This is a genomic window from Massilia sp. BKSP1R2A-1, assembly GCF_050586525.1.
Classification (GTDB): Bacteria; Pseudomonadota; Gammaproteobacteria; order Burkholderiales; family Burkholderiaceae_D; genus Telluria.
The window spans coordinates 63,289-90,028 of the sequence record NZ_JBOBRE010000009.1; the positions used below are offsets into that span (position 1 = coordinate 63,289).

Genomic DNA, 26,740 nt, shown 5'->3' on the forward strand with positions numbered 1-26,740 from the left:
GCGCGTGGCATGATCGGCATTTTCTGCACTTGCCCCAGCCGCATGCATTCCTCATCCACCGTTCGCGTCCACGGCCTCGACACCCTGCGCGCGCTCGCCGTGTCCTTCGTCGTGCTGCACCACTACGTGCTGTTCGTGAGCGATGCGCCGACCTTCGGCTGGGTAGGGGAGGTCGGCTGGGTCGGGGTCGACCTGTTCTTTGCGCTGTCGGGCTACCTGATCGGCAACCAGATTTTTGCTGCGATGAAGTCGCCGGGCGGCTTCTCGCTGAAGCGCTTCTACGCGCGCCGCCTGCTGCGCACGCTGCCGAACTACTGGGTGGTGCTGGCCCTGTACTTCCTGTGGCCGGCATTCCGGGGCGACTCCCCGCTGCTGCCGCTATGGAAGTACGCGACCTTCATCCAGAACTTCGCGCTGGAACCGGGCAGCGCGTTTTCGCACAGCTGGTCGCTGGCGATCGAAGAGCAGTTCTACATGCTGCTGCCGGCGGTGGCCTTGGTCGGCGCGGCATGCAGGGGATCGCTGCGCCTGGCCTGGACCGGCATCGTTCTGGCCTTGATCGCGGGGATGCTGATCCGCGCGGACCTGTGGCAGGAGATGGATGCCCATACTCATAAGCTTTACTTCTACTTCAAGTACATTTATTACTCTAGCTTATGCAGGTACGACGAGCTGCTGGCCGGTGTGGCGCTCGCGCTGCTGCGCAATCATCATCCGGGGGCGTGGGCGCGCCTGACCCGGCATGGCAATGTGATGGGTCTGGTCGGGGTCGCGCTGTGCGGCGTGGCGTTCTGGTTCTTCCTCGATGACCGCTACGGCTTCGCCATCACCGTGTTCGGTTTTCCATCGATGGCGCTGGGCTTTTCGCTGCTGATCGTGGCCGGCGTGGCGGAAGGTTCGCTGCTGCGCAATCTGCGCGTGCCGGGCGCCGGCTCGCTGGCGCTGTGGTCCTACGCGATCTACCTGCTGCACAAGCCGGTCTGCGTGATGGCGGCGAAGTGGATGAAAGACTTGGGCTACGGCGCCGAACATCCGCTCACCATCGCCGGTCTCCTGCTGCTGTCGGTGCTGACCGGCTGGCTGCTCTACAAGCTGGTGGAAACGCCGTTCATGCGGCTGCGCGAGCGTTGCGTGCCGGGGAATGCGAAGAAACCGGCATCGCAGCAAATCGCCGTGTAGTTGAACGCGTTGGCGGTCCCTCGCCCACGCGTTCAAGCCGAGCTTGTGTCAAGGACGCGCTTCGATCACCCCAAACGCCGCCGGCGCGTCAGCAAGGAAGGCCAGGACCGCATTGGCCTGCACCTGCGGCGCATATTCCGAGGTATCGCGGATCGCCTGGCGCAGCCCCGGGACGACTTCGGCCGTATACGGACTGCGGTAGGCATTCACCAGCAGCGCCGCCAGGTCGACGGGCGCGCCATGTGCGCGGCGCAGGCGCTGTTCGATCACGGCGAGGAAGGCGCGCTGCATGCGCGGCGTCGGATGCACGATCTCGCCGAACACATAGGGGGTGTTGCCGATCGCTTCGCAGATCCGCGCTTCGATCGCATCCGGCTTGGTGTCGGAGGCGATGTCGAAATAGGCCTTGTTCCAGCGCGTGCGCGCGTAGGCGTGGCCGGGCGGGAAGGATTCAAGGGTCTCGAAGCCGAGCGCGCGGCTCGCGCGGGCCAGTAAATCGGCGACGGTATCTAGCAAAGGCATAGGAAAGCTGAAATGCAAACGGGATGAACGAACGTCATCCCGTCAGTATAGCTTTACGCGAACCGTCCTGCCCGGAAGTCGTCGAAGGCCTGGTACAACTCCTCCGTCGAGTTCATCACGAACGGACCGTGCTGGGCGATCGGCTCGTTCAGCGGACGTCCCGCCAGCAGGATCAGCCGGGTCGCCTCCACCGCCTTGATGCGGATGCCGTCCGCACCCGGCGCGTTGTCGAGGATCGCCATCTTCGTCTTGCCCACGCCCTTGCCGTCCACGACCACGTCGCCGCGGTACACGTAGAAGAAGGCATTGTGGCCCTGCGGGATCGGCTGTTCCCACGTCACGCCTGCCGGGATCTCGATGTCGAGGTAGAGCGGCAGCGTATGCTCGCGCTGCACCGCGCCCTTGACGCCGTGGGTCTCGCCGGCGATCACCTGCACCGTCACGCCGTCCTCATTGGTGAAGCGCGGCACCTCCTCGGTCGGGATGTCGCGGTACCACGGGTCCGTCATCTTGTCTCTGGCCGGGAGGTTGAGCCAGAGCTGGAAGCCTTCCATCAGGCCCTCGCTCTGCTCCGGCATCTCGGAGTGGATCACGCCGCGGCCGGCCGTCATCCACTGCACGCCGCCGTCGGTCACCAGGCCCTCGTTGCCGGCGCTGTCGCGGTGGCGCATGCGGCCGTGCAGCATGTAGGTGACGGTCTCGAAGCCGCGGTGCGGGTGCTCCGGGAAGCCGGCGATGTAGTCGCCCGCCTTGTCGGAACCGAAGGCGTCCAGCATCAGGAAGGGATCGAGGCGGCGCTGCAGGGGGCCGGTGAGCACGCGGTTGATCTTCACGCCCGCGCCATCCATCACGAACTGGCCGGCGATCAGGCGTTCCACGCCGCGCGACTTGTTAATGACATTGCTGATGACTGCTTCGCTCATGCTGTTCTCCTGTTGGTTGGCGCCGCCGGTCCCGGCGGCGCAATATTACGCGACCGCGGCTTCCACGGCTGCGTTTGCTGCTTCCTGGCCTTTCGCTGCCGCTTCCGGCCCCATGCTCATGCCCGACGAGTAGATGAATTCATGGTCGGTCAGGCCGAGGAAGTTCAGCAGCATGCGCAGGGTCGGCACCTGCGGGTCGGCTTCCACCGGGTACACACCGCCGCGGGAGGTGGCGACGTAGACCTTCTTGTTCTTCAGCAGGCCTTCCGGACCGTTCTCGGTATAGCGGAAGGTGACGCCGGCGCGGGCAATCGCGTCGAACCAGTTCTTCAGCTGGACAGGCATGCCGAAGTTGTACATCGGGGCGCCGATCACGATCACGTCGGCCGCCTGGGCTTCCGCGATCAGGGCGTCGTCGAGGGCCACCCGGGCCGCCTGTTCCGGCGTGCGCTTGTCCGCCGGGGTGAACAGGGCGCCGACCGCCGCGCCGTCCAGCAGAGGGTGCGGCTGGGCGCCGAAGTCGTGGCGCACCACGGTCGCGCCGGGGTTGGCGGCGGCCAGCTTGTCGACGACGAGGTTGGTGACGCGGGTCGATTCCGAATCGTTGCCACGGACGCTGGAGGTGATCTGCAGGATGTTCATATTGTGTGTCCCTTCGTTTCCAAGAAAGTGTTGATGGACACACTGTATCGGTTCCAAAATCAATGCGGAAGCCAGTAGAATGGATAACATTATTCTGCTGATGGAACAATCATGGATGTCGAACCGAATGACCTGCTGCTCTTCGCCCGCATCGTCGAAGCGGGCAGTTTCAGCCGCGCCGCCGAGCGGGTGCAGCTGCCGAAATCGACCGTCTCGCGCCGCATTGCGCTGCTCGAACAGCGCCTGGGCGAGCGCCTGCTGCAGCGGACCACGAGGAAACTCGTGGTCACCGAGTTCGGCGCCAGCCTGTTCGAGCATGCGCGCGCCGTGGCCGAGCAGGTGGAGGCGGCCGGCGCCCTGGCCCAGCACCGCCAGGGGGCGCCCAGCGGCAAGCTGCGCATGTCGGTGCCGGGCGACTTCGCCAACATCGGCCTGCACGAGGTGATCGCGCGTTTCATCGAGCGCTACCCGGCGGTCTCGCTGGAGATGGACCTGTCGCCGCGCCGGGTCGACCTGATCGCCGAGAACTACGACATCGCCATCCGCATGGGCGATCTGCCGGACGACGCTTCGCTCAACGCGCGGCCGATCAATACGGAATACTTCGGCCTCTACGCCGCGCCGGCCTACCTGGGCAAGCACGGCCTGCCCGAGCATCCCGACGACCTGCCGCGGCACGACCTGCTGTGCATGCTGAGCCGGAACGGCGGCGCGGTGCCCTGGATGCTGACGCGCGGGAAGCAGCGTTGGGAACGCCCCTTGCAGGCGCGCCTGACCGCCAATTCACCCGAGCTGCTGGCGCGGATCGCCTCGCGCGGCGCGGGCATCGCCGGCAGCTCGCAAACCTTCGCCGCGCCTTACCTGAAGACGGGAGAACTGGTGCGGGTGCTGCCGGAATGGGATCTGCCGCTGGCGAGCGGCTGGGCGGTGTTCCCGGGGCGCCGGCTGATGCCGGCCAAGACCCGGGCCTTCCTGGATCTGATGGAGGAGACGTGCCGCGAAAAAGGGCACAGGAGTCTCAGCGGGGATGGTTCCCCATCACTTCGCCCAGGCGCACCGGACGCTCCGGCGCCCAGTCCCCGTTGAAGGAGATCGCGCCCTTCCTGAACAGCATGACGACGGTGGAGCCGAGCAGGAAGCGGCCCATCTCTTCGCCTTTTTTCAGCACGATGGGCTGGCTGTCGTAGTTCCATTCGCAGATGCGCGCCATGCGCGGCGGGTTCACCACGCCGTGCCAGGCGGTCGCCATGCTGCCGACGATCGTGGCGCCCACCAGGGTCATCACGAAGGGACCGTATTCCTCGGACTCGAAGACGCAGACCACGCGCTCGTTGCGTGCGAACAGGCCCGGCACGCCGCGCGCCGTGGTCGGGTTCACCGAGAACAGCTTGCCCGGCACGTAGATCATGCGGGTCAATCGCCCGTCGCAGGGCATGTGGATGCGGTGGTAGTCCTTGGGGCTCAGGTAGAGGTTGGCGAAGTGGCCGTGCCGGAAGTGCTCGGCGAGGGAAGCGTCGCCACCGACCAGCTCCGCCGACGTAAATTTGTGGCCCTTGGCCTGGAAGATGTGGTGGTCGTCGATGTCGCCGAACTGGCTGATGGCGCCGTCGACGGGGCAGACGAAATCGGCCTGGGCCAGCGGACGGGCGCCGTCGCGCAGGGGACGCGTGAAGAACTCGTTGAAGCTCGCGTAGCTCGCGATGTCGGGATTGGCCGCCTCGTCCATGTTGACGCCGTACTTGCCGACGAACCAGCGGATCAGGCGCGTGGTCATTGCGCCGCCCTTCGCCCCGGCGACGCGGCCGGCGAAGTTGGTCAGCGCCGTTTTCGGCATTACATATTGGGGCAAGACTTTTAGACGGGACACTTTGCTAGGCCTCTTGGTTTGCTTTCGATGGTCGCATTATAGCGGCGATACGCCCCCTCAAGCGTCGCCGTGGGGTTGCAATCGCATGCGCTTCGGGTAATCGAGGATGCATATACGTTTTTCAGAGACAAGGGGTGTTGCGTCTGGGACAATGCCGGCCTCGATCAACCCTCTGTTCTCCATGCGCAACTATATGCACCTTCCGTTCCGCCTGACGCTGCTCGCCGCCGCCGTCAGCCTGCACCTGCCTGCCGGCGCGCAAGACGCGCAGCCCGTGAAGCAGCCTGACCCGAAACCGATCGAAAAGAAGATCGAGCAGGTCGAAATCAAGGGAACTGCCAGCTCCTATGACCCGCGACGTGACGACACCGCCACCAAGATCGTCGTGAGCAGCGAAGAGATCACCAAGTACGGTGACACCAATGTGCTCGACGTGCTCAAGCGCGTGCCGGGCATCACCGTGAACACCGGCGCGAACGGCCGTGGCGGCGAAATCCGCATGCGCGGCCTGGGCGCGGGCTACACCCAGATCCTGGTCAACGGCGAACGGGCGCCGGCCGGCTTCTCGATGGACGCGCTGGCGCCGGACTCGATCGAGCGCATCGAAGTGCTGCGCGCCGCCAGCGCCGAGTTCTCGACCCAGTCGGTGGCCGGCACCATCAACATCATCCTCAAGCGTTCGGTAAAGAACCGCCTGCGCGAGCTGAAGGTCGCCGCCGGGGCGGCGAGCAATGCCTACGGGCCGAACGTCAACCTGCAGCTGTCCGACCGCATCGATACCTTCTCGTATTCGCTGTCGGCCAACGCCGCCCAGGATCGCTTCGAGTTCGATTCCTGGGGCCAGGAACGCGGCACGGCGCCGGGCGGGCAGCCCAAGCTGCTGCGCAACCTGGCCCTGGAACAGAAGGGCAAGTTCACTTTTCTCAACCTGAGCCCGCGCCTGAACTGGACCCTGGGCCAGGACAATACGATCACCTCGCAGACCTTCATCAATGCCAACCGCTTCGACAACCGTTTCCGCGAATTGAGCACAACCGTCCTCGGTGCACCGCAACCGTATGCCGACCTGCTCAATGAAGTGGAGAACGAGGGCAACTACCTGCGTTCGGACCTGAGCTGGGCGCGCAAGTTCGCCGACGGGGGCAAGCTCGACCTGAAGGTGGGCATCAACGCCGGCAGCAGCGAAAGCGTGACGGAACGCAGCGCCGACGCTGCGAACGGCGTGCCGGTGCTGCGCTCCGACATCCTGATCAAGGGCCGCGAACGCGGCCTGAACTCGACCGGCAAGTATGCGAAGACGATCGAGAAGGGCCATACCTTCGCCTTCGGCTGGGACGGCGGCGTCGATACCCGCGACGACCTGCGCGACGAGACCGACCGCCTGCGCGGCCCGGGCCGCGAGCTCGACCAGGATGCCAAAGCGCGCGTAAAGCGCCTGGCCGTGTTCGCCCAGGACGAATGGAACATCACCCCGGCCTGGTCGATGTACCTGGGCGCGCGCTGGGAAGGCATCCGCACCCGCGCCGAAGGCAATACCTTCGGCGCCGCCGAGGCGAGTTCGAACGTCTGGAGCCCGATCATGCAGACCCTGTACAAGATCCCCGGACGCAAGGGCGACCAGCTGCGCCTGGCCCTGACCCGCACCTACAAGGCGCCGGGCCTGCAAAGTCTGAGCCCGCGCCGCATCACGAGCGAGAACAACAGCCCGACCGTGCTGGATTTCCAGGGCAACCCCAACCTGAAGCCTGAACTGGCCTTCGGCATCGACGCCGCCTACGAGCACTACTGGGCCGAGAGTGCGCTGCTCTCGATCAGCGCTTCACAGCGCAAGATCAGCGACTTCACCCGCACCCTGGTGTATTTCGACGGCGCGCGCTGGGTCGCCACCCCGAGCAACCAGGACAGCGCCGTCACGCGCTCGCTGGAGATCGAGACCAAATTCCCGCTCAAAGCCGTGATGGAGAATGCGCCGGCGGTCGACCTGCGCGCCAGCGTCAACCGCAACTGGTCGCGCGTCGAATCGGTGCCGGGCCCGTACAACCGCCTCGACCAGCAGACACCGCTCACCGTGAACCTGGGCGTGGACTACAAGGTTGGCCAGCTGAGCACGGGCGGCAGCTTCGCCTTCCGCCGGGGCGGGCCGGCGCGTGTGTCCGTGAACCAGCGTGCCTATATCTGGCCACGCCGCGAGCTGGACCTCTACGCGCTGTGGAAGTTCGACGTCCAGCGCCAGTTGCGCTTCGCGGTCAGCAACGCGACGAGCCAGGACTTCCAGAACGAGACCACTTACGAGGACCCGGACACCGGCAGCCAGACCCGCAGCTTCACCTTCCCGCAGGGGGTGCGCTACCGGCTGACCTACGAGCTGAAGTTCTGAGCGTCCCCGCTCCCTGACAAACCCGGCCGCGCGCCGCGGCAGGCCGGCCATGTCCGCATTGTGCTTGCGCGCGCCTGCACCGGTCAGGCTGCGCCAGCGGCCTGCGCTGAATCTTCATGCCGGTCAATGACGGCCGCGCGACCATGCGTACCCTCGACATCGGGACCAAGTTCCCGCTCAAGGCCCTCGTGGACGATGCGCTGAACCTCGAGCTGCGCGTGGCCTTGTCCAACCTGCTGGACGAGGACACCGTGATCGAGCCGAGCTACATCGACCCCGCCACCGGCGTGGAAAAACGCCGCTGGATGTTCCCGGACGGCCCGAAGCTGCTCACCACGCCGGAAATGAAGTTCCGAGTCAGGCCAGGCGCAGGGTCGCGGCGCCGCCGGCGATCAGGAGGGCGCCCAGCACGCGCGCGCGTCCCACGCGCTCGCGCAGCACCCAGGCGGCGATCGCCACGGCGAACACGATTGAGGTCTCGCGCAGGGCCGCCACCACGGCAACCGGCGCCTGCGTCATGGCCCACAGCACGATGGCGTAGGAGCCGCCGGTCGCCGCGCCGCCTGCCAGCGCGAGCATCGGCCGCGCCGCCAGATAAGCGGGCAGGCGGCCGCCCAGCTGGCGGCGGCATGCCAGCGGCACGGCGATGCCGCTGAGCACGAACAGCGAGGCGGTATACGACGCCGGCGCACCGGAGCGGCGCACGCCCAGGCCGTCGACCAGGGTGTAGGCGGCGATCACGAGTGCGGTCAGCAGGGCCAGGCCGACGGCCCTGCGCGACAGGCGCCCGGCGCCGCCGAAGCAGGCCGCCACGGCGCCCAGGCAGACCAGGGCGACGGCCAGGCCCTGCGCCGGGTGCAGCGGTTCGGCCCCGGCATTCGCGAGCGCCACCAGCACCGGCGCGCTGCCGCGCATGAGCGGGTAGGCGAGGCTGATGTCGGCCTGGCCGTAGGTGTGCGAGAGCAGCTGGTAGTAGGCGACGTGCAGGGCGGTCGATGCGAGGATGAAGGGCCAGCTTGCCGGATCGGGAAGCGGCAGCACGGCCAGGGCTGCGGCGCCGAGCACGGCGGCCCCCGTGCTCAGCGCCATCGAGGCCAGCAGCTTGTCGGGCTCCGCCTTGATGGCCGCGTTCCAGCCTGCGTGCAGCAGCGCGGCGCACAGCACCGCCAGCAGGACGGAGGCCGGCATCAGTGGGCACCAATGCCGTCGACCGTGTGGTGGCTGCGGAAGTAGCGCCAGGCCACCAGCACCGCCAGCGTCTGCATCGTGGCGCACAGGAAGAAATGGCTGCCGATGCGCCAGTCGCCCGGCGGCAGGTGGCTGACCGCGGCCAGGATCGAGGTGCCGATCAGGGGCGTGACGATGACGCCCAGGCTGCCGATCGACTGCAGGGACCCCATCAGCTCGCCCTGTTCGGCGCTCGGGGTAGCCTTCGAGACGATGGCCTGCAGCGCGGGCGTGGCGGCGAAGGCCAGCAGGTTGCACAGGATGATGAGGTACATCATCCAGCCCTGGGTCGCCAGGCCATAGCCGAGGAAGGCGAGGGCGCCCGAACCGATGCCCAGCAACGACAGGCGCACCTCGCCGAAGCGCCGGATCAGCACCGCCAGCAGGCCGGCCTGCACCACGGCGGACACCAGCCCGACGCAGAACATGGCGATGCCGTTGTCGCGCGGCGTCCAGCCGAAGCGGAAGGTGGTGTACAGCACCCAGGTCGACTGCAGCATCATCTGCCCGAAGGTGACCAGGGTGATGACGACGACCACCCCGCGGATCTCCTTGCGCCGGACCAGCCGCAGCAGGGCGCCGAGGGGATTCAGGCGCGACGGGTCGAATGGCGGGCGCACGCCATGTGCGAGCGACTCGGGCACGAAGAAGTAGCCGTAGACGAGATTGGCGCCGCTCAGCATGGCCGCAACGTAGAAGGGCAGGCGCAGGTCGGCATCGCCCAGCAGCCCGCCCAGCATCGGGCCGCAGATGAAGCCCAGGCCGAAGGCGGCGCCGATCTTGCCGAAGTTTTTCGCGCGGCTCTCCTGGCTCGAGATGTCGGCGGCATAGGCCGAGGCGACCGACATGCTGGCCGAGGACATACCGCCGATGATCCGGCCCGCGAAGAGCCAGGCCAGGCTCGGCGCCCACGCCGTGATCAGGAAGTTCAGGCACATGCCGCCCATCGAATACAGCAGCACCGGGCGGCGGCCGATGCGGTCGCTCAGCGCGCCGAGCGCCGGCATGAAGAGGAATTGCAGCAGGCCGAAAGTGGTGGCCAATATGCCGAACCACAGGGCCTGGTCGTCGCGGCCCGGGACGTACTGGCCGACCAGCAGGGGCATCACGGGCACGATCAGGCCGATGCCGAGCATGTCGATGAAGATGCAGACCAGCACGAAGTTGAGCTTGCCGGCGGAAGAGGTGGCGACGGTGGTCGAACTGCTCATGGAGGACCCGCGAGATGTCAAGCTTATATCTTAACATTGAGAAAACTTAACGGCGGCTGAAGTAAGGCCGGGCGGTGACAATTCACGGATATTGCGGGGCGCGGAGCTGTCATCATCGCTCGGCCGATCAACCAGCCGCAGGAGGACATCCCGGATGCGAGTTTCACGCACACAACTGCCTACCATGACGCGCGACGCCGCCGTGCGGGCGATGCGCGACCGACTGCTGCGCGAGAGCTTTCCGCGGGTCCAGATGTTCATTCTCGTGACCCTGACCGGGTTGGCGGGCTTCGCCGCGTCGGCCGCGATGCTCATGGGCGGGATCGAGACCATGGCGCTGCGCTATCTGCTGGCGATGGGCGTCGCCTACCTGGTCTTCCTGGCGCTGCTGTGGATCTGGCTGCACTCCAGCGCGTCGGACTACCTCGATGTCGCACCCACCGACGTTGGCCGTGCGCCCAATGGCGCGGGCGAGCTTCCGGCCGTCCTGCGCGACGATTTCGCCGGACACGGCGGCAGCTTCGATGGCGGTGGGGCGAGCGCGAATGTGGAGTTCGACGCAGGCAGCGGCGCTGTCGAAACCATCGTGGACAAGCCGCTCGAGGCAATCGGCCACGCCGACGAAGGCGCGATTCCGCTGGCTGTCGTATTGCTCGCCCTGGGCGTGCTGCTGTCGTCGCTGTTCGTGGTCTGGACCGCACCTATCCTGTTCGCCGAGATCCTGGTCGATGCGCTGCTGGCCGCCGGCCTGTACCGGCGCTTGCGCGGGCTCGAACGCCAGCACTGGATGGTCGCCGCGGTGAAACGCACCGTGGTCCCCTTCGTCCTGACCACGGTCCTGGTGGCGGGCGCCGGCTGGGGCATGCAGGCCTGGGCGCCCGAGGCCAGGTCGATCGGCGACGTGCTAGGCCGCTGAGGGCGCGCCGCCCTCAGCGGCGAACTCCTCGCGGAAGGCCATCAGCCGCGCCAGCCGCTCCTCGGCGAGCGCGCGCCCGCCCTCGGTCTGCATCATGCCCGGAAGCCTGGCCAGCTTGACCATGATGTGGTCGAGCGCATAGCGGCGGTCGTCGAACTCGCGCGCCAGGCCGAGCGGATCGTCGGGATGCGCCAGGCTGCTCCCCATGCGCCCGGCGATATAGAACATGCGCGCCAGGCCGACCGCGCCCAGACCGTCGAGACGGTCGGCGTCCTGCACGATCTTCGCTTCCAGCGACTCGGCCGGGATGTTGGCGGAGAAGCTGTGCGCCTCGATCGCGTGGGCCACCGCGTCCAGGCGGTCACGCGGGAAATCCATCCAGGCCAGCTGATGGCGCGCGAGCTTGGCCGAGCGCCGCGACGCCTGGTCGCGCTCGGGGTCGTCCTTTGGCAGGTTGACCAGGTCGTGCAGGTAGCAGGCGGCCATCACCACCAGCGCGTCGGCCTCCGGATGCTGCGCAAGGAGCGCCTGTGCATTGCGCCAGACGCGCTCCAGGTGGGTGCCGTCGTGGGCGCCGTCGCCGCCGCTACTGCCGGCGGCCAGGGCCGCCAGGCGTGGACGCCAGGTGGCGAGGTCAGTCTTCGGTTCTTGCATGCGATTCTTCTTCGGTGACGTGAATGGTTGCGCGCTGCGACAGGGCGTCGGCGCGGCCGTTCTTGTGGCGCGGGATCCAGCGCAGCGTGGCGCCGGGCAGGCGGGCGAGCAGGACGCGCGCCTGGCTGCGCCAGGCCTGCAGGGCGGGGCTGGCGGCGAAGTCGGGGGCAGTGACGTCGTCGATCACGACCTGGCTGTCGCCATGGATGGCCAGTCCCACGGCGCCATGCGCGATGGCCGCCTCCAGCACCGCGATCAGGGCCTGGTATTCCGCTTCGCTGCTGTCGCCATGGCCGATGTCGCGTGACAGCTCGACGTGCACGCCGCCCGGGCCTTCGAGCACCGCGCCCAGGGTGCAGCGGCCGGGGTTCGGCCGCGCCGAGCCGTCGAACCAGGCGCGCCAGCCGCTCGCCGCAGGGCCGGCCTGGCGCCGCGCCGCAGCCGCCGCGGCCAGTGCACGCCGTGCTTCGAGCGCCTGCTCGCTGCGCCGGCGATCCGCAGCCCGCTCACGCAGCAGCTGATCCAGTCCGGCGGCGCCGGCGCGCAGGGAAAGCGTGGTGTGCAGGGCCTCGGTTTCGCCCATGCCGCTGCGCTGCGCGAGCCGGCGGCTGGCGGCGAGTTCGGACTTGAAGGCGGCGGCCAGTAGTGCTGCCTGAAGTGCTGCTTGGTCTGTCATGGGCGCCAAGCATAACCGCTTTGCCGGATGTTGACATGGCTGGCCGCTTTTGCAACACTCGACGGGCTGTATTTACTGACAACATTAGGAGATGTTTATGCGTCTGTTCCGTTCTGTCGTCCATGTTTCCGCGCTCGCCCTGTGCGTGCACGCCGCTTTTGCCCCTGCCCAGGCGGCTATCACCGCGCCCGCCGCCAAGGCCCAGAAAGCGCAGAAGGCGCCCAAGCGCTACACCATCGAGCAGTTCATGGCGACGACCTCGGTCACCGGCGCCTCCTTCAGCAAGGACGAGAAGAACATCCTCTTCAGCAGCAACGCTTCCGGTATCTTCAACGTCTACACGATTCCCGTCGGTGGCGGCAAGCCGGTGCCGCTGACCCGCTCGACTACCGATAGCACCTATGCCATCGGCTACTTCTACAACGACGACCGCGTCCTGTTCACCCGCGACAGCGGCGGCAACGAGCGCAATCACGTCTTCGTGCGCGAACTCGACGGTACTGAGCGCGACCTGACGCCGGGCGACAAGCACCGCGCCATGTTCGCCGGCTGGCGTCCCGACGGCAGCGGCTTCTACGTCGCGACCAACGAGCGCGATCCGAAGTTCTTCGACCTCTACCTCTACGACGCAAAAGACTACAAGCGCAGCGTCGTGTACCAGAACGACAGCGGCATGAACGTCTCGGCCATCAGCCGCGACGGCAAATGGCTGGCCTTCGACAAGCCGAATACCACGGCCGACAGCGACGTCTACCTCTACAACGTGGCCACGCGCGAGATGAAGCACATCACGCCGCACAAGGGCACGGCCAGCCATTCGGCCTCGACCTTCGACCCGGAATCGAAGCGCCTGCTGTTCACCACCAACGACGGCGGCGAGTTCACCCGCATCGCCAGCTACGACCTCGCCAGCGGCCAGGTGGCGGATGTCGAGAAGGCCGACTGGGACCTGCTGGGCGCGAGTTTCTCGCGCAACGGCCAGCACCGGGTGAGTGTGCTCAACCGCGACGGCAGCATCGACGTGCGCGTCGTCGACGCAGCCGGCAAGCCGGTGGCCATGCCCAGGCTCCCGGGCGGCGAAATCCGCCAGACCACCTTCTCGCCGAGCGGCCGCCTGGTCGCGTTTTACCTGAACGGCGACCGCTCGCCGAACAACCTCTATGTGCACGACTTCAAGAGCAGGAAGACCGCCCAGCTGACCCAGAGCCTGAACAGGGAAATCGACCCGAACGACCTGGTCGAGGCCGAGGTGGTGCGCTTCCGCTCCTTCGACGGCATGGTGATTCCCTCGATCTACTACAAGCCGAAAGGGGCTTCAAGCACCAACAAGGTGCCGGCCATCGTCTACGTGCACGGCGGCCCGGGCGGGCAGACCATGCGCGGCTACAACGCCCAGATCCAGTACCTGGTCAACCACGGCTATGCGGTGCTGGGCATTAACAATCGCGGCAGCTCGGGCTACGGCAAGACCTTCTTCACCGCCGACGACCGCAAGCACGGCCGCGAGCCGCTGTGGGACTGCGTCGAAGCCAAGACCTGGCTCGCCAGCCTCGGCTACGTCGATCCGGAACGCGTGGCGATCATGGGCGGCAGCTACGGCGGCTACATGACCTTGGCGGCGATGGCCTTCCGTCCCGAAGCCTTCAAGGTCGGCATCGACATCTTCGGGGTCAGCAACTGGGTGCGCACGCTCGAGAGCATCCCGCCCTACTGGGAAGCGCAGCGCAAGGCCCTGTACGACGAGATCGGCGACCCGGTGAAGGACAAGGACTTCCTGGTCGCGACCTCGCCGCTGTTCCATGCGTCGAACATCCGCAAGCCGCTGATGGTGATCCAGGGCGCCAACGACCCGCGCGTGATCAAGCCGGAAAGCGACGAGATCGTCGAAGGCGTGCGCAAGAACGGCGTGGAAGTCGAGTACATCGTGTTCCCCGACGAGGGGCACGGCTTCTCGAAGAAGAAGAACCAGATCGAGGCGAGCGCGAAGATCCTGGCCTTCCTCGACAAGCACCTCAAGAAGTGACGTCACTGTAGAAAATCGAAAAAGGCGCCACCGGCGCCTTTTTCCATTCCTGGACGTCCGCGATCAGCGGCGATAGGGGTTCTCGGGACGGTTGTCCCAGCGGTTCGGCACGCCATCCCCGTCGCGGTCGCGGTCGCGCGAGTTGCGCACGCCGTCGTTGTCGAGGTCGCGGTCATAGCGGTTCGGAACGCCGTCGCGGTCGGTGTCGCGGTAGCGGCCGCGGTCGTAGCCGCGGCCGTCGCGATAATAGTCGCGGCCATCGCGGTAGCCGCCGCCGTACACCGGGGCGTAGCCGCGGCGCTCGAAGCGGTCGGGTACGCCGTCACGGTCGCGGTCCGGGCCGTACGGGGTCCAGCGCGCCGGTTCCATGTACCAGCGGCCGTGGCGCTCGCGCCAGCTCGGCGGTGCATACACGTAGCCGGGGCGGGCCGAGATGTAGTGGCCCGGCACCCAGGCGTGGCGGTGGCCGCGCCATTCCCAGTAGCCCGGCGCCCAGACGTAGCCGTGGCGCGGCGCGGGTGCGCGTTCGTAGATCGGGGCCGGCGGGGCCGAGCCGATGTAGAGTTGGAAGTCGGCTTGCGCCAGGGCCGGCAGCGGCGCGAAGGCGGCGCCAATGGCGATCAGGGCGGCGAGGGAAAGAGTACGTTTCATTTCAGTCTCCAGATCCGAAAGCGGATGAACCCACTATATCGGGGCTGCGGCTGGAAATCTCGGTTTGAAACGTCGGCTTACATTTGAAACAGATGGGCGGAAAACACCCCGGGAGCGTGATACAGATGGGCCGGCCGTACTGTCGGGTTCACGCGACAGCGGGCCGGCGCCGGGCACTCATCCGCGGCTCCCTGCGGCCTTTTCTTCGGCGCTGAGGCGCTTGGCGCTGACCGTCACGACGGCCATCTTGTCGCCGCTTGCGACCTGGGCGGCATCGGCGCTGTAGCTGCGGGCCTGGGCTTCGGGAACGCCGTCGACCAGGTAGCTGGCGGGGACGGCGAGTGCCATCGCGACGACGAAGACGGCTTCCATGTTTTTCATGATGTTCATGGTGATTCTCCTTGCGTGTGGGTTGTCGATGTGTGCACTGTAGGCCAAGCCTCCATGCGTCGCGAGCCGATTGCGACGAGACGCAGAAAACGCGGAATGAGCTGTCGAAAAGCCTTCGCGAATGTGCGCCCGCGACGCGGGTATGGATGGCTTTCCCCGCCCCTCCGCTAGGCATGCGCGAAGCGGTCCGCCCCGGGGCCGCGCTTTGCGGACATCCTGATGAGCGCCACACTCGCACAACTCGCCGGTCACGTCGCCGCCAGCCGTACGGCCTGGCGGCGCGCCCGTAACCTGCGCGCCGGCGCGCGTCCGTCCGCGAGCACGCGGCGCAGCTGGAACCCCTTGGCGCCGCTGGCGCTGGCGGCCATCGCGCTCGGCGCCCTCGTGCTGGCAAACTCGGCGCGCTCGCTGTCGGCTTCTTCCGCCAGCACGCCCGCGGGCGCGTCGGCGGCCGCGCTGGCGACCCTGCAGCCGCTGCTGGCCGGCGTCACCCTCCGGGTACCGGATGCGCCCGCTGTGCTCATCGAACAGCATGGCGGGGCAGCCGTGGTGCTCGCGACCGGGATGACGGCGCCCGGCCCGCTCAGGGTGGACCTGTGCACCCAGGCGCTCGACCCGGCCCGTCCTGTCCTGCTGCCTTTGCGGATCGGCTATCCGCTGCACGAGGCCGCGGGCAGCCCGCCGCGCAATGTGGTGATGGCGGCGCCGGGATCGACCACGCCGCGTATCGAACTGCGCGGCGACGCCCGCGGCCCCTTGAGCGTGCGCTGGCAGGCCGGCGCCGCCCAGGCCGCGTGGATCGGCGACGCGGGCGGCGGCGTGGCGAGCCGGGGCGCGAGCGGTACGGGCGCCTTCCGGCAGACGGGCTGGCTGGCCTGGCCTGACGGCGCCCTGCGCATCACCCGGCGCCCGAGCGCCGCCTGTCCCCAGCTTGGCGAGCTCCTGTTGCAGCGCTACGCGGCCGGCGGCCCGGCCGGCGCCCTGGTGCAGGCCTTCGGCGCGGCAAGCGTCTCGCCGGCCCTGCGCCTGGCGCCCGGCGCCCACCCCGTGCCGGCAAGCGCGCCGCGCGGTCTCGAGGACGCCTTGCTGTTCGAACAACTGCAGGCCCGTGGCCTGGTTCGTCTCGGCCCGGGCGGCGTGGCCGAGCTGGCCCCGCGCGACCTGGCGGCCTGGCAGCGCATGGAGGCGGGCGACCGGGCGCCGCTGCGCGGCTGGGAGCACCTGCGCCTCGATGAGGCCGGCCGCAAGCTGCTGGGCCGCCTGTATTACCGCGCCGACGGCGCTTTCGTGCGCGAGCAGGTACGCATTTACAACAGCGAGCGGCGGCTGCTGGCCTGGCGCATCCGCCCCGGCAGCCACGCGGCCTGGCAGGCCAGCGTGGACGGCGTTCCCGTGGCCGTGGATGAAGGATTGCCGGTCGCCGCGATGCGCCTGTTCGCGCGCCTGCCGGAGGGCTGGGCGCCCTGGCAGCGCGTGGCCGCCTGGGACGAGGGCGGTGCGGCATCGACGGCGCGGCTGGCGCTGCAGGCCAATGGCCCGGCCGAGCTGCTGCTGGCCGGACGCGTGCGCAGGGTGAGCGGCGCCACGATGCGCGTCAGCTTCGAATGCGATGGCCGCGCCTGCCCGGGGCGCGACGCGGTGCAGCGCCTGTTGCTGACGCCCCTGCCGGGCGCACCCCGGATCGAACTCGAGGTCGAGGCGCTGGACCTGGAGCGCCTGGCGCGCGGCGCCACTGCCGCTTATCGCCACCTGCGGGCCGATACCGGCAAGCTGGCCTGGCAGGCCCTTCCCGCGGAGCAGGCCACCCAGCGCGCCGCGCTGGCCGAGGTACGCCTTGGCGACCGCCATGGCGAGCGCCTGTGGGTCGACGGCAGCGCCAGCCCGCTGGCCCGTGCTGCCGGCCTGGGTCCGCTGCTGGGCGTGCACCGCGACCACGCGTCGAGCGTGGCGGGCATGCTGGCGCGGCTGCTGGGCCCCATGCATACGGCGGCGCTCACGCTCGACCTGCGCCTGCAGTCGGCGGCCCAGGCGGCGCTGGACTGCATCGGCCTGGGCGGCGGCAGCTGGGACGGTCAACGCTGCAGCGGCGCGCGGCCGGCGCCAGCCGGGCGCCAGGCCGGCCTGGTGCTGCTCGACGCCGGCAACGGCGACGTGCTGGCGGCGGCCGGCGCCGGCGTGGGCAGCGCCGACCCGGCGCGCTGGCCCGAAGTGCGCGCTTTCGATCGTGCCGACCCGGCGCGCAGTCCGCTGCGCCTGCCGGCCTTCCAGCACGACGGCGGCGCGCACCGGGCGCCCGGCTCGACCTTCAAGGTGATCACGGCCCTGGGTCTGGAACAGGCGGCGAAGCAGGACGCCCGGTTGGAGCGGCTGCTGGACGGCATGCCGCTCGCCGCCATCGACCGGGTGGCGCAGGAGAGCGGCCATGGTTTCCGGATCGGCGCACCGAGCTACCCGCAGGCGGGCGGCGCCCGCATCACCAATTTCCGCGAACAGCTGGCGGGCGCGAGAGCCGTCGAGGGACGCTTTGGCCTGCCGCAGGCGCTGGCGCACAGCGTGAATACCTGGTTCGCCTGGACCGCCGAGCTGGGCGACCGCAGCCTGGGTGGCCCCCATGGCGGCGTGCCGGGCGTGCGCGAGCTCGAGCCGGGGGCGCTGGACGCGCTGCGCCCGGTGGCTGGCATGGCGCGCCGGCTCGGTTTCGGCGCGCCGCTGCGCCTGGATGGCGGCCTGCTCCCGGAAGACTTCCGCTGGAACGCCTGGGACGCCCTGCAGGCCACGCCAAGCCGGATCGACCCCATCCTGACCCGCCACGAAGTGCGCCAGATGGCAATCGGCCTGCGCATGCAGGCCACCCCGCTGCAGATGGCCGTGGTGGCCGCAGCCGCCGGGCAGGGCAGGGTGGTCACGCCCCGGCTGCTGCTCGAACTGGACGGGCGGGCGGCGGAAAAGCGTCCCGGCGCCGAGCTCGGGGTGCGTCTCGACCGCCTGCGCGCCGGCATGAAGGGCGTGGTCGATGGCGGCACCGCTGCCGGGGCCTTTCGCGGCAAGGAATTCGATGGCCTGCGCCCCGGCCTGTTCGGCAAGACCGGCACCGCGCCAAGCGGCGCCGACGGCCAGGGCACGGTCTGGTTCATGGGCTGGCTGGAGCCTGGGAGCCTGCCCGGCCAGACCCGGCGGCTCGCCTTTGCCGCCTTCGTCAGCCATTCCGAACTGACCGGCGGCGCCCATGCGGCGCCGGTGGTGGCCGCCCTGCTGCGCGCGATGGCGGCGCAGTCGCTCGATAAGAAGGGGAATTAGGCGTCTGCTGCGCGCCTCAAGAATGTGTTTCTATGGCATCATCTGTTGACAATCCGCCTGTGCGCGGATGCATTACAGGACGAGGAACACATGCGTTTACCGGGAACCCGGTACCAGGAGCACGGTTGGGAGCAGGTCCGTAAATTGTTGGGGCAGTGCTCGCTGGCCGCGCTCGCGCGCGACAAGCATGCGCTGCTGCTGGAGCCGGACCAGGAAGCGTCGCTGGCGGCCTATGTCGACGGCGTGTCCCGCGTGCTGTACGCGAGCGGCCCGCGCGGCGCCGCACTCGGCAACAGTTATGGCGACACGGTCCTCGAGCTGGCCCTGAGCCTGGTCTATGAGCTGCAGGCCCGCCCTGGCGACTGGGCCGGCCTGTGCGCCGCCGTTGCCGCCGAGCATGCGCGCATGGGGCCGTTCTGGCATGCGCCGGGCGGCGAGGCCCTCCTCAGGAAAAAATTCAACGACCTCTACGCCGTCCTGCGCGACAAGGTCGACAGCGACAACTACCAGGCCGCCTGCGGCCGCCCCTGCAGTCCGAACCGGATGTACGCCTACCGCATGCTCGACACCGCCTATGGCGAAGTGGCGCGCCTGCTGTTCGGCTGGCGCGAGCACCGCGCCCAGGTCGGGGCCATCCTGGGCCGGACCATCGAGGCCGAACCGATCGAGGCGCGCCGCCTGCGCAGCATCTCCGACTGCCGCGCCGAGTGGATCCTGCGCTGGAGCGAGAGCCTGGAGCGGTTCGGCGGCGCGCCCGGCCCCCTGCACACCCGCTCCAAGCGTTTCGCCAGCCTGAAGAGCAGTCCGGAGAAGATCGCGGCCATGCTGCGCGAGATCGGCGAGTACGAGGCGCTGTCCGCCAACGGCGAGCGCGACTGGCTGCAGGATGCGAACGACGCCGGGGCCTGGCTGGAAGACTACTGGCGTGTTCTGGACGAATCGGAGCAGGGCGCAACGCCGGGACCCGACCGGATCCTGGAAGCGCAGCAGGATGCGCTCGACCTTGCCGCCCTGGAGGATGGGGATGAAGCGCAGCCTGACATGCGTGCCCCGACGCTGGACGTCGTCCTGGCCGAGCGGGTTTCACTGTCCCCCCGCTACCTGGAGATGGCGGCTGCCGTGCAGGAAGGGGGCAGCTGGGCGCTGCGCACGATGGCGGACGATTCGCTGCCGGTGCGGCTGGCGGTGTACCTGAAGCTGCTCGGTCCATTCGACGACAGCTATCCGGCCGAATGGCTGGACCCGGCCACCGGCGAGCTGCCGACCATGGGGCAACTGGCACTGCTGGACGGCGTGTCGCTGCCGACCCTGCGCAAGCGGCGCGACGCCGCCATCGCCAAGCTGACTGCAGGTCCAATGCAGGCATGAAGGAGGAGACATGATGGACATGACGGAACTGGATCGCAAGCTGCAGGCGCGGCTGCTGGCGGGGCGCCGGATCGAGGGCGACCGCCTGGTGCTGGCCGACGCGGTGCTGCTGGCCGCGCTGGACGGCAGCCGTCCCTTGAGCGGCGGCGAGCGGGCGGCGCTGCAGGCTTCCCCCTTGACCGCGCGGCGCCTGCGCCAGCTCGCCGAGGCGCGCCGCGCAAAAGACACCTCGGGCTGGCGCGGCAGCGCCGGCATGCTGCGCGCGGCCGACAGCGGCGCGCCCTTCGAGGCCCTGGTGACCGACGACGGGGCCTGGCGCCTGCACGTCGTGGCCGGCCGCGCCATCCTCCAGCTCGATGCGGAATCGGACCTGGCGCCGATGCTGCTGCGTGCGGCGCAGCCCCTCCGCGTGCGGGACGGCGCCGGCAACACCGTGCTGGAGGGACAGCTCGACCCGGACGGCGAGTGCGAAGGTCCATGGCCTTTCGCCGAAGGACCGGCCCGGCATTTCCAGCGCCACGGCGGAGGATTCACCGTGGAGCCGATCGGTCGCTAGCATGCTGAATCTGTTCACACGGCCGTTCCGCCAGCCGGCCCCGGACCTCGCCGGCCTCGGGGCGGCCCATATCGCCTTGCCGATCGCGCGCGGTTGCACGGTTCCCGGCGGACGCTTCGCCGTGCTGGCCGATGGCGATGGCCGCACCCGGCGCCTCAGCGAAGGCGCGCGCGTCAATGTCTTCGATGGCGAAACGGCGTGGTGCGTCCATCCCGGCCCCTATGCCTGCGATCTGACGCCCTTCGCGGCCGCGCCCGAGATCGGCCTCAAGGTGGCGTTCGCCATCGACGGCGCCGACCCGCGCGAAGCCCAGCAGCGCTTCGACCTGTTCCTGGCCAGCGAAGGCGGCGAACGGGTGGCCCTGGACGCCTTCGTGGCCCAGATGGAGGCCGCCCTGCAGCGCGAACTAGCCCAGGGCAACCTGGAGCTGCCGCCCTGCACGAGTTTCGAGGAGTGGAACCTGTTCCGCGCCGGCTTCAACCAGCTGCTGTACACCCGCTTCGGCGTCATGGTGGACGACTGCGTGCCGGTCGACTTCGGCGCCTCGCGCGACCTGGCGGCGCTGCTGGCTGCGCGCCTGGCCGTGCAGCCGGCATCTAAACCGGTCGTGGCGCCGCCCCAGGAGGCCTTCGACGCGGCATGCGAAGACCGCAAGGCGCTGCGCCGCCTGTTCCTCGAGCTGCCCCGCGTGCTGTGCGGGCTGCGCCTGGCCGTGCTGCCGCCGGACTGCGCGACCTTCCGCCGCCACCAGGATCTCCTGCGCCGGCTCGACCTGGTCAGCCTCTCGGTGAGCACCATGCCGGCCCTTGCGCTGGCCGCGCCGAACGAAGCCCTGGCGGCGGCCGAGCAGCTGCGCCGCGCGCGCCACAGCCGGCGCGCGGTGGCGGCGCTGGATGAAGCCTGGGCGCTGCTGGCCCGCATGAAGCATGCCGTCGCCGAGCTGCCGCAGGCCATCGGGCTGCTGGACGAAGCCGACCGCATTATCGCCAACCTCGAATGCGACTGCGCCGCGCGCCGCGCGACCGGGGAGGAGCAATGAGCGATTCCCTCGTGAGCTGCCGCAGCATCGCCGGCGACGGCAGCTACCTGACCGTCACCGCCACGGTGCGCCCGCGCGACGGCCGCGCCGAGGTGAAGTGCAGCGTCCCGGAGGCGTCCGAGCTGGCCCGGCGCATGCAGGAAGTGGTGCGCCTGGCGCGCCATACGGAGGCGCGTTTCGACAGCCGCGCACAGGTGGTGCTGAGCATGGACCGTGCGCCCGCGGCCGGAGAGCGCGACTGGGAGCTGGCTGCCGTGCTGGCCGACCGCATGGTGCGGGGTCTCTACCGGAGCGCGGCGCCGGTGGTGGCGAACGGCTGGTCCGATGCCTGGCACCTGGGCCGGGTGGACGGTCACAGCCTGCCTTCCGTCCCGCTCGGCGTGCTGGCGGGCGGCGAGGGCGGCCTGCCGCACCTGGGCGCCCTGAGCGGCCATCCGGATCCGGCGGTCGGCGTGGCGAGCAGCCGCGCCTGGTTTCCCCTGGTGAGCGGCGGCGATGGCGACAGCCTGTCATGGGTCGAGGTGCATGTGCGGCCAAGCCAGGCGGATTGCGAAGACGAAGAGTCCAGGATCGTGGCGCCTGGCGTCGACGCGGCCCTGCAGGCGCGGGTGCGCGCCGTGCTGGTCGCTGCGCGCCACCACGATGGCCGCGGCCAGGGCCAGTGGCGCACCACCGTGCGCTTCGCCCGGGAGCGCTTCCAGGGCGGCTCCTTCGAGCTGGCGCTGGTGATGGCCGACCGCATGGCGCGCGGCCGCGATTTCCTTCCGCGCGGCCGCCTGCTGGCCACCGGACAGTCTTCCAGCTGGCATGCGGGGCAGGTCGAGAACGTGGACGGGGCCGCGCCGAAGTGCGCGCTGCTGCTGCGCGAGGCGCAGGCCGGCGACCGCATCCTGCTGCCGCGCGCCTGGGAGGCGGAGCTGGCGCCGGAGTGGCGCGCGCAGCTCAAGGCCCAGGGGGCCAGCGTCGCCTGCGTGGACCGGATCGGGATCATATGATCGCGCCCCGGCTTTGCTAGAATCGTTGAAGCGGTTTGTTGTACGGATTGAAACGGAGTCGCATATGTTGCAGAAGTTCGGATGGGGCGGCGCCGGCTGCCCGCGCTGCGAGCGCAAGAACGGCGGAGGAGCACGCTACTGCGGCGGCTGCGGCCTGAGCCTCGGCGCGCCACGCAATGCGCCCGTGCTGGTCGACAACCGCTGGGTTGCCGGTCCCGATGAACTGGCCGTCTTCTTCGGCGTGCGCGAACTCTCCGGCATCTTCGTGAAGACGCTGCGCGTTCCCGCAACGGGCCGCGCCTATATCCTGCAGGGCGACATGGCGACCGAGGTACCGCAGGGCGAATACGAGATCGAGGGCTTCTTCACGCGCCTGAACCACCTGCTGCGCGACCAGCACGCCGAGATCCTGGTCACCCGCACCGGCGCGCTGCCGGTCGAGTTCCGCTTCGACGACATCGCGACCAGCGAACAGCTGGCCGTGACGGCGCGCTTTACCGTCAGCCTGCGCATCGAGAACGTGCCCGCATTCGCCCGCCACTTCATGACCCAGCCGGGCGCCATCGGCACCCAGGAATTGCGTGAATTGCTGTCGGCCCCGGTGCGCCAGCTGCTGGAAGAATTCGTCGGCGCCCGCTCGATCCGCGAGATGGCCGGCAACCAGGACTTGCGCGAGCAGCTCGACGCGCGCCTGCAGGGCGGCTTGAAACTCCTGCTGGCCGAATACGGGCTCGCCGTCGTCAAGGTCGACACGGTCGAACTGCGCCACGACAAATACGACGCCAACCGCGCGAAAGTCGGCAGCCTGTGGCTGGCCGTCGACGAGCGCCACGTGCAGGTCGAGCACAGGAAGCACCTGGACGAGCTCTACGATGCCGAGGAATGGCAGCGCCTGCGCCGCACCGAACAGCGGGCACGGGTGCGCCAGCGCGAGGCCGAGCTGCGCCAGGACGACGCCATCGCGCGTGCCGAACTCTCGCTGCAGGGAGCCGACCGGGCTCACGCGGTGCGCGCGCGCCAGATCGAACTTTACGCCCGCATCCTCGACGCCCAGTCGCGCAAGCAGGCGCTCGAGCGCGGCGCCGGCGACGTGCTGGCCGAACTCGAACACGAGCTGGCCAAGAAGGGCGCGCAGCGCCGCGACGAGGCGCTCGAATGGCAGCACCTGCGCGCCCTGGCCCAGCTGCGCATGCGCAGCGAGCTCGAGGTCGCGCAGCAGGACGCACGCCAGGCGCAGGCAATCGCCCGCCAGCGCTTCTCGCACACCCTGCTGCAACAGCAGATCCGCTACAAGATCGAACAGGCCGGCTCGATCGAAGACGCCGCCCGCAAGCAGGCGGAACTGGTGCGCCTGCGCCAGGCCGAGGAAGACGGGGCACGCCATGCGCGCGCGATCGACGAGGAAGAACACGTGGCGCGCCACCAGCTGCTGGTGCTGGCCAACACCGCGCGCCGGCGCGAAGCCGAGCGCCTGCAGGAATGGGAAGACGAGCAGGCGCGCCTGGCCATCGAGACTGCCCGCAGCACGGCCCAGCAGGACAAGCTGGCCCGCACCATCGCGCTGGAAAGCCAGCAGGCGCGCGAGCAGCAGGGCGTCGTGCTGGAGGCCGAGGAACGCCGCCATGCCCTGCGCCTGGCCGAACAGGAAGCCTTTGCCGGCATGGACGACACCGCGAAACTCGCGCTGGCCGCCGCGCCCAACGCCGCGCTGCTGAACGACTTCATGAAGACCCGCGTGCACGCGACGATGGACGCGGACCAGCTCTCGAGCCTGGCCGCCGTGGTCGGCGCCGGCCAGCTCACGCCGGACGAGGCGCTGGCGCTGGTCGCCCGCGAACAGGCGCGCCGTGACGGCGAGGTGGACAAGGAGCGCCGCCACCAGGTCGCGCTGCTGGCCGCCCAGGTCGGGGCGGTCGCCGGCGTCGCGGCGAGCGTGCGCCAGTGCCGGCACGGACACGCCGTGCGCGAAGGCGAGCGCTTCTGCGGCGCCTGCGGTGCGCCCCTGCAGTCCTGAAGGAAGCGATGCAAACGGCCATCGACAAGATCCGCGCACTGCGCGCCCTGCACGAGGACGGCCTGCTGAGCCGTCAGGAATTCGACCTGCGCAAGAACGCGATCCTCGACGCCGAATACGCGCCCGCGCTGGATGTGCCGGAAGCCGCGCAGCCTGAATCCGCCCGCGCGCGCGCCGGCACCGAGATCGGCCTGATGGCCGGCCAGGAAGTCGGGCCCCAGAACCGCCGCTACCGCCTCGAGCGCCTGATCGCCCACGGCGGCATGGGCCAGGTGTGGCAGGCCACCGACCTGGCCACCCACGCGGAGCTGGGCCACAGCGCCCAGGTGGCGCTGAAGATCCTGCCGCCCCAGCTGACCCAGTCGGCCAGCCACGCCAAGCTCCTGATCCAGGAAGCGACCCGCGCGCGCCGCCTCGCGCACGAGCACATCGTGCGGGTCTACGAATGGGCGCAGGACCCGGCCACGTCGAGCTATTTCATCATCATGGAATGCCTGGAAGGGGAAGACCTGGACAGCCTGCTGGCGCGCGAAGGCCGCCTGCCGCTCGAACGGGTGCTGGCCCTGCTCGACCCGGTCGCGGCGGCGCTGGACTACGCCTGGGACAAGCACGGCCTGGTCCACCGCGACATCAAGCCGGCCAACGTCTTCCTCACCAGACGCGGCGAGGTGAAGCTGCTCGACTTCGGCATCGCGGCGCGCGCCCGTGCGCCGTCGCCGCTGGACGCGCCGGCCAGTTCCGGCACCGCCGGCTACCGCGCACCCGAGGCGGGCAGCCCAGGCTGCGTGCCGGCGCCGAGCCTGGACGTGTACGCGGTCTCGATGATGATCTGCCGGATGCTGGACGGCGCGCTGCCGGCATCGAGCGGTCACGTGCCGGCCGGCCTCACGCCGCTTCAGTGGGAAGCGCTGCGCACCGGGTTTTCCCGCGATCCCGCCGCGCGGCCGGCCAGCGTGCGTGCGCTGCTGGAGAATATCCGCCAGGCCGTCGGCCCCACGCCGGAGGAAGTCGCCCGCGAGGAGGCGCGCGCCCGCGCCGAGCAGGAAAAACGCGACCGCGAACTGGCCGCGCGGCGCCAGGTCGAAGAGCAGGCCAAGGCCGCCGCCAAGCTGCTCGTCGAGCGCGAGCGGCGCGAACAGCAGCGCGCCGAACGGCTTGCTGCCGAGGCGGCGCGCGAGGCGCGCAAGGAGCTGCTGCGCCAGCAGCTGCTCGCCAGGCGCGAGGAGGAAGTCGCGAAGGCGCGCCTGGCCCAGGAAGAGGCGCAGCGCAAGGCGGCCCAGGCCAAGGCGGCAGCCGCCTACCTGGCGCAGCAGAAGCGCGAGCGCGAGCTGCAGGCGGCGCGCAGCGCCGACGAGCTCGCCAAGCTGATGCCGACGCCGGGCAGTCCCGTAGCCGATGGCGACGGTGTATTGTGCGATCCATTCCTCGACGGCGCCGGCAGCGGCCCGTCCCTGGTCCTGATCCCGACCGGGCGCTTCCAGATGGGCTCCCACGAGCACGAGCGAAAGATCGCGATGGCGGCGGGCGCGCAGAAAAAATGGCTGGAGCGCGAGACCCCGCAGCGCTGGGTCGGCATCGATCGGCCCTTCGCCATGGGCCGCTATCCGGTGACGGTGGGCGAGTGGCGCGTCTTCGCGCAGGCCACCGGCTGGGAGCCGCTAGGGGAGGTGAACTGGGCTGCGCCCGGCTTCCCCCAGACCGACGCCCATCCCGTGGTCGGCGTGACCTGGCACGACGCCCAGAACTACCTGGCCTGGCTGTCCGCAGCCACCGGCAAGCGCTACCGCCTGCCGACGGAAAGCGAATGGGAATACGCCTGCCGCGCCGGCACCAGGACGGCCTTCAGCTTCGGCGACACGATCGGCCCCGAGCAGGCCAACTACGACGGCACCTTCACCTACAACGGCGGGCCGCGCGGCGCCTACCGGGCCGGCACCACGCCGGCCGGCATGTTCCCGGCCAACCCCTGGGGCCTGTTCGACATGCACGGCAATGTGTGGGAGTGGGTGCAGGACGTGGTGCACGACAACTACGAAGGCGCCCCCCTGGACGGCAGCGCCTGGGAAACCGGCGGCGACCCGGCGCGCCGCATCCTGCGCGGCGGCTCCTGGCTGTACAACCCGCGCTACCTGCGTTCGGCGCTGCGCAACGGCTTTTCCAGCGTGCTGTCGAACGATATCGTGGGCTTCCGGGTCGTGCGCGAGCTCCTGTAG

At 69.4% G+C, this 26,740-nt stretch carries 22 protein-coding genes; 12 read left to right on the top strand and 10 right to left on the bottom strand.

What is annotated here, in order from left to right; translation table 11 throughout:
- The first annotated feature begins 42 nt into the window (after positions 1 to 42).
- Positions 43 to 1,179 carry an acyltransferase family protein gene (locus tag ACQ7JA_RS15110; protein WP_430899097.1) on the top strand — a complete coding sequence of 379 codons (1,137 nt, stop codon included), beginning with the start codon at positions 43 to 45 and terminating at the stop codon, positions 1,177 to 1,179.
- A gap of 48 nt (positions 1,180 to 1,227) precedes the next feature.
- On the opposite strand, the gene ACQ7JA_RS15115 is transcribed toward ACQ7JA_RS15110, so the two are convergent.
- Genes ACQ7JA_RS15115 through ACQ7JA_RS15125 form a run of 3 tightly spaced genes read right to left on the bottom strand, consistent with a single transcriptional unit; the run spans position 1,228 to position 3,266 of the window.
- A complete protein-coding gene (locus ACQ7JA_RS15115; protein ID WP_430899099.1) occupies positions 1,228 to 1,701 on the bottom strand; it encodes a hypothetical protein in 474 nt (157 codons plus the stop codon).
- Positions 1,702 to 1,754: 53 nt separating this feature from the next.
- On the bottom strand, positions 1,755 to 2,624 hold the full coding sequence (locus ACQ7JA_RS15120) for a pirin family protein (RefSeq protein WP_430899101.1): 870 nt from the start codon (positions 2,622 to 2,624) through the stop codon (positions 1,755 to 1,757).
- A 45-nt stretch (positions 2,625 to 2,669) separates the two neighbouring features.
- On the bottom strand, positions 2,670 to 3,266 hold the full coding sequence (locus ACQ7JA_RS15125; RefSeq protein ID WP_430899103.1) for an FMN-dependent NADH-azoreductase: 597 nt from the start codon (positions 3,264 to 3,266) through the stop codon (positions 2,670 to 2,672).
- 111 nt (positions 3,267 to 3,377) lie between these two features.
- On the opposite strand from ACQ7JA_RS15125, the gene ACQ7JA_RS15130 reads away from it, so the two are divergent.
- A complete protein-coding gene (locus tag ACQ7JA_RS15130; RefSeq protein ID WP_430899105.1) occupies positions 3,378 to 4,352 on the top strand; it encodes a LysR substrate-binding domain-containing protein in 975 nt (324 codons plus the stop codon).
- Here ACQ7JA_RS15130 and asd read toward each other — a convergent pair.
- Positions 4,285 to 5,100, bottom strand: a complete 816-nt coding sequence (gene asd / locus ACQ7JA_RS15135; RefSeq protein WP_430899107.1) for an archaetidylserine decarboxylase — start codon at positions 5,098 to 5,100, stop codon at positions 4,285 to 4,287. The two genes, ACQ7JA_RS15130 and asd, sit on opposite strands and share 68 nt — an antisense overlap.
- Positions 5,101 to 5,326: 226 nt before the next feature.
- Between asd and ACQ7JA_RS15140 the strand changes: the two genes are divergently transcribed.
- A complete protein-coding gene (locus ACQ7JA_RS15140; protein ID WP_430899109.1) occupies positions 5,327 to 7,510 on the top strand; it encodes a TonB-dependent receptor plug domain-containing protein in 2,184 nt (727 codons plus the stop codon).
- Positions 7,511 to 7,867: 357 nt separating this feature from the next.
- On the opposite strand, the gene ACQ7JA_RS15145 is transcribed toward ACQ7JA_RS15140, so the two are convergent.
- Positions 7,868 to 8,698 (bottom strand): EamA family transporter, encoded by an 831-nt coding sequence (locus ACQ7JA_RS15145; protein WP_430899111.1) that lies wholly within the window; start codon positions 8,696 to 8,698, stop codon positions 7,868 to 7,870.
- Complete coding sequence (locus ACQ7JA_RS15150; protein WP_430899113.1) at positions 8,698 to 9,948, bottom strand: MFS transporter; 1,251 nt, start codon at positions 9,946 to 9,948, stop codon at positions 8,698 to 8,700. Before ACQ7JA_RS15150 ends, ACQ7JA_RS15145 begins: the two co-directional genes overlap by 1 nt.
- 184 nt (positions 9,949 to 10,132) lie before the next feature.
- On the opposite strand from ACQ7JA_RS15150, the gene ACQ7JA_RS15155 reads away from it, so the two are divergent.
- Positions 10,133 to 10,864 (top strand): hypothetical protein, encoded by a 732-nt coding sequence (locus ACQ7JA_RS15155; RefSeq protein WP_430899115.1) that lies wholly within the window; start codon positions 10,133 to 10,135, stop codon positions 10,862 to 10,864.
- On the opposite strand, the gene ACQ7JA_RS15160 is transcribed toward ACQ7JA_RS15155, so the two are convergent.
- Both ACQ7JA_RS15160 and ACQ7JA_RS15165 read right to left on the bottom strand, forming a co-directional pair.
- Entirely contained in the window at positions 10,853 to 11,518 is a 666-nt protein-coding gene (locus tag ACQ7JA_RS15160) for an HD domain-containing protein (protein WP_430899117.1), read from the bottom strand. The genes ACQ7JA_RS15155 and ACQ7JA_RS15160 overlap by 12 nt on opposite strands.
- Entirely contained in the window at positions 11,499 to 12,194 is a 696-nt protein-coding gene (locus tag ACQ7JA_RS15165) for a ribonuclease HI family protein (protein ID WP_430899119.1), read from the bottom strand. The genes ACQ7JA_RS15160 and ACQ7JA_RS15165 overlap by 20 nt, the downstream gene beginning before the upstream one ends.
- A 97-nt stretch (positions 12,195 to 12,291) precedes the next feature.
- Between ACQ7JA_RS15165 and ACQ7JA_RS15170 the strand changes: the two genes are divergently transcribed.
- On the top strand, positions 12,292 to 14,217 hold the full coding sequence (locus ACQ7JA_RS15170; RefSeq protein ID WP_430899121.1) for a prolyl oligopeptidase family serine peptidase: 1,926 nt from the start codon (positions 12,292 to 12,294) through the stop codon (positions 14,215 to 14,217).
- Between the two features lie 63 nt (positions 14,218 to 14,280).
- Here the strand turns inward: ACQ7JA_RS15170 and ACQ7JA_RS15175 are convergent, their stop codons facing one another.
- Both ACQ7JA_RS15175 and ACQ7JA_RS15180 read right to left on the bottom strand, forming a co-directional pair.
- A complete protein-coding gene (locus tag ACQ7JA_RS15175; RefSeq protein WP_430899123.1) occupies positions 14,281 to 14,868 on the bottom strand; it encodes a thrombospondin type 3 repeat-containing protein in 588 nt (195 codons plus the stop codon).
- A gap of 177 nt (positions 14,869 to 15,045) precedes the next feature.
- Complete coding sequence (locus tag ACQ7JA_RS15180; RefSeq protein ID WP_430899125.1) at positions 15,046 to 15,258, bottom strand: hypothetical protein; 213 nt, start codon at positions 15,256 to 15,258, stop codon at positions 15,046 to 15,048.
- Positions 15,259 to 15,477: 219 nt separating this feature from the next.
- Between ACQ7JA_RS15180 and ACQ7JA_RS15185 the strand changes: the two genes are divergently transcribed.
- From ACQ7JA_RS15185 to ACQ7JA_RS15215, 7 genes are all read left to right on the top strand, one after another.
- Entirely contained in the window at positions 15,478 to 18,555 is a 3,078-nt protein-coding gene (locus tag ACQ7JA_RS15185) for a penicillin-binding transpeptidase domain-containing protein (RefSeq protein WP_430899127.1), read from the top strand.
- Between the two features lie 90 nt (positions 18,556 to 18,645).
- A complete protein-coding gene (locus tag ACQ7JA_RS15190) occupies positions 18,646 to 19,923 on the top strand; it encodes a hypothetical protein (protein WP_430899129.1) in 1,278 nt (425 codons plus the stop codon).
- A 10-nt stretch (positions 19,924 to 19,933) separates the two neighbouring features.
- On the top strand, positions 19,934 to 20,479 hold the full coding sequence (locus ACQ7JA_RS15195; protein WP_430899131.1) for a hypothetical protein: 546 nt from the start codon (positions 19,934 to 19,936) through the stop codon (positions 20,477 to 20,479).
- Between the two features lies 1 nt (position 20,480).
- Positions 20,481 to 21,518 (top strand): hypothetical protein, encoded by a 1,038-nt coding sequence (locus ACQ7JA_RS15200; RefSeq protein ID WP_430899133.1) that lies wholly within the window; start codon positions 20,481 to 20,483, stop codon positions 21,516 to 21,518.
- On the top strand, positions 21,515 to 22,513 hold the full coding sequence (locus tag ACQ7JA_RS15205) for a hypothetical protein (protein ID WP_430899135.1): 999 nt from the start codon (positions 21,515 to 21,517) through the stop codon (positions 22,511 to 22,513). Before ACQ7JA_RS15200 ends, ACQ7JA_RS15205 begins: the two co-directional genes overlap by 4 nt.
- Positions 22,514 to 22,577: 64 nt before the next feature.
- The gene (locus tag ACQ7JA_RS15210) at positions 22,578 to 24,527 is read left to right on the top strand and encodes a hypothetical protein (RefSeq protein WP_430899137.1); all 1,950 of its coding nucleotides are present in this window, start codon (positions 22,578 to 22,580) and stop codon (positions 24,525 to 24,527) included.
- A gap of 8 nt (positions 24,528 to 24,535) precedes the next feature.
- Positions 24,536 to 26,740, top strand: a complete 2,205-nt coding sequence (locus ACQ7JA_RS15215; RefSeq protein WP_430899139.1) for a bifunctional serine/threonine-protein kinase/formylglycine-generating enzyme family protein — start codon at positions 24,536 to 24,538, stop codon at positions 26,738 to 26,740.

Coding starts and splice junctions, on each gene's coding strand:
- ACQ7JA_RS15110 (WP_430899097.1), top strand. CDS start 43: ATGCATTCCTCATCCACCGTTCGCGTCCACGGCCTCGACACCCTGCGC.
- ACQ7JA_RS15170 (WP_430899121.1), top strand. CDS start 12,292: ATGCGTCTGTTCCGTTCTGTCGTCCATGTTTCCGCGCTCGCCCTGTGC.
- ACQ7JA_RS15190 (WP_430899129.1), top strand. CDS start 18,646: ATGCGTTTACCGGGAACCCGGTACCAGGAGCACGGTTGGGAGCAGGTC.
- ACQ7JA_RS15165 (WP_430899119.1), bottom strand. CDS start 12,194: ATGACAGACCAAGCAGCACTTCAGGCAGCACTACTGGCCGCCGCCTTC.
- ACQ7JA_RS15145 (WP_430899111.1), bottom strand. CDS start 8,698: ATGCCGGCCTCCGTCCTGCTGGCGGTGCTGTGCGCCGCGCTGCTGCAC.
- ACQ7JA_RS15205 (WP_430899135.1), top strand. CDS start 21,515: ATGAGCGATTCCCTCGTGAGCTGCCGCAGCATCGCCGGCGACGGCAGC.
- ACQ7JA_RS15150 (WP_430899113.1), bottom strand. CDS start 9,948: ATGAGCAGTTCGACCACCGTCGCCACCTCTTCCGCCGGCAAGCTCAAC.
- ACQ7JA_RS15195 (WP_430899131.1), top strand. CDS start 19,934: ATGATGGACATGACGGAACTGGATCGCAAGCTGCAGGCGCGGCTGCTG.
- ACQ7JA_RS15175 (WP_430899123.1), bottom strand. CDS start 14,868: ATGAAACGTACTCTTTCCCTCGCCGCCCTGATCGCCATTGGCGCCGCC.
- ACQ7JA_RS15130 (WP_430899105.1), top strand. CDS start 3,378: ATGGATGTCGAACCGAATGACCTGCTGCTCTTCGCCCGCATCGTCGAA.
- ACQ7JA_RS15115 (WP_430899099.1), bottom strand. CDS start 1,701: ATGCCTTTGCTAGATACCGTCGCCGATTTACTGGCCCGCGCGAGCCGC.
- ACQ7JA_RS15160 (WP_430899117.1), bottom strand. CDS start 11,518: ATGCAAGAACCGAAGACTGACCTCGCCACCTGGCGTCCACGCCTGGCG.
- ACQ7JA_RS15140 (WP_430899109.1), top strand. CDS start 5,327: ATGCACCTTCCGTTCCGCCTGACGCTGCTCGCCGCCGCCGTCAGCCTG.
- asd (WP_430899107.1), bottom strand. CDS start 5,100: ATGCCGAAAACGGCGCTGACCAACTTCGCCGGCCGCGTCGCCGGGGCG.
- ACQ7JA_RS15200 (WP_430899133.1), top strand. CDS start 20,481: ATGCTGAATCTGTTCACACGGCCGTTCCGCCAGCCGGCCCCGGACCTC.
- ACQ7JA_RS15155 (WP_430899115.1), top strand. CDS start 10,133: ATGACGCGCGACGCCGCCGTGCGGGCGATGCGCGACCGACTGCTGCGC.
- ACQ7JA_RS15210 (WP_430899137.1), top strand. CDS start 22,578: ATGTTGCAGAAGTTCGGATGGGGCGGCGCCGGCTGCCCGCGCTGCGAG.
- ACQ7JA_RS15215 (WP_430899139.1), top strand. CDS start 24,536: ATGCAAACGGCCATCGACAAGATCCGCGCACTGCGCGCCCTGCACGAG.
- ACQ7JA_RS15120 (WP_430899101.1), bottom strand. CDS start 2,624: ATGAGCGAAGCAGTCATCAGCAATGTCATTAACAAGTCGCGCGGCGTG.
- ACQ7JA_RS15125 (WP_430899103.1), bottom strand. CDS start 3,266: ATGAACATCCTGCAGATCACCTCCAGCGTCCGTGGCAACGATTCGGAA.
- ACQ7JA_RS15180 (WP_430899125.1), bottom strand. CDS start 15,258: ATGAACATCATGAAAAACATGGAAGCCGTCTTCGTCGTCGCGATGGCA.
- ACQ7JA_RS15185 (WP_430899127.1), top strand. CDS start 15,478: ATGAGCGCCACACTCGCACAACTCGCCGGTCACGTCGCCGCCAGCCGT.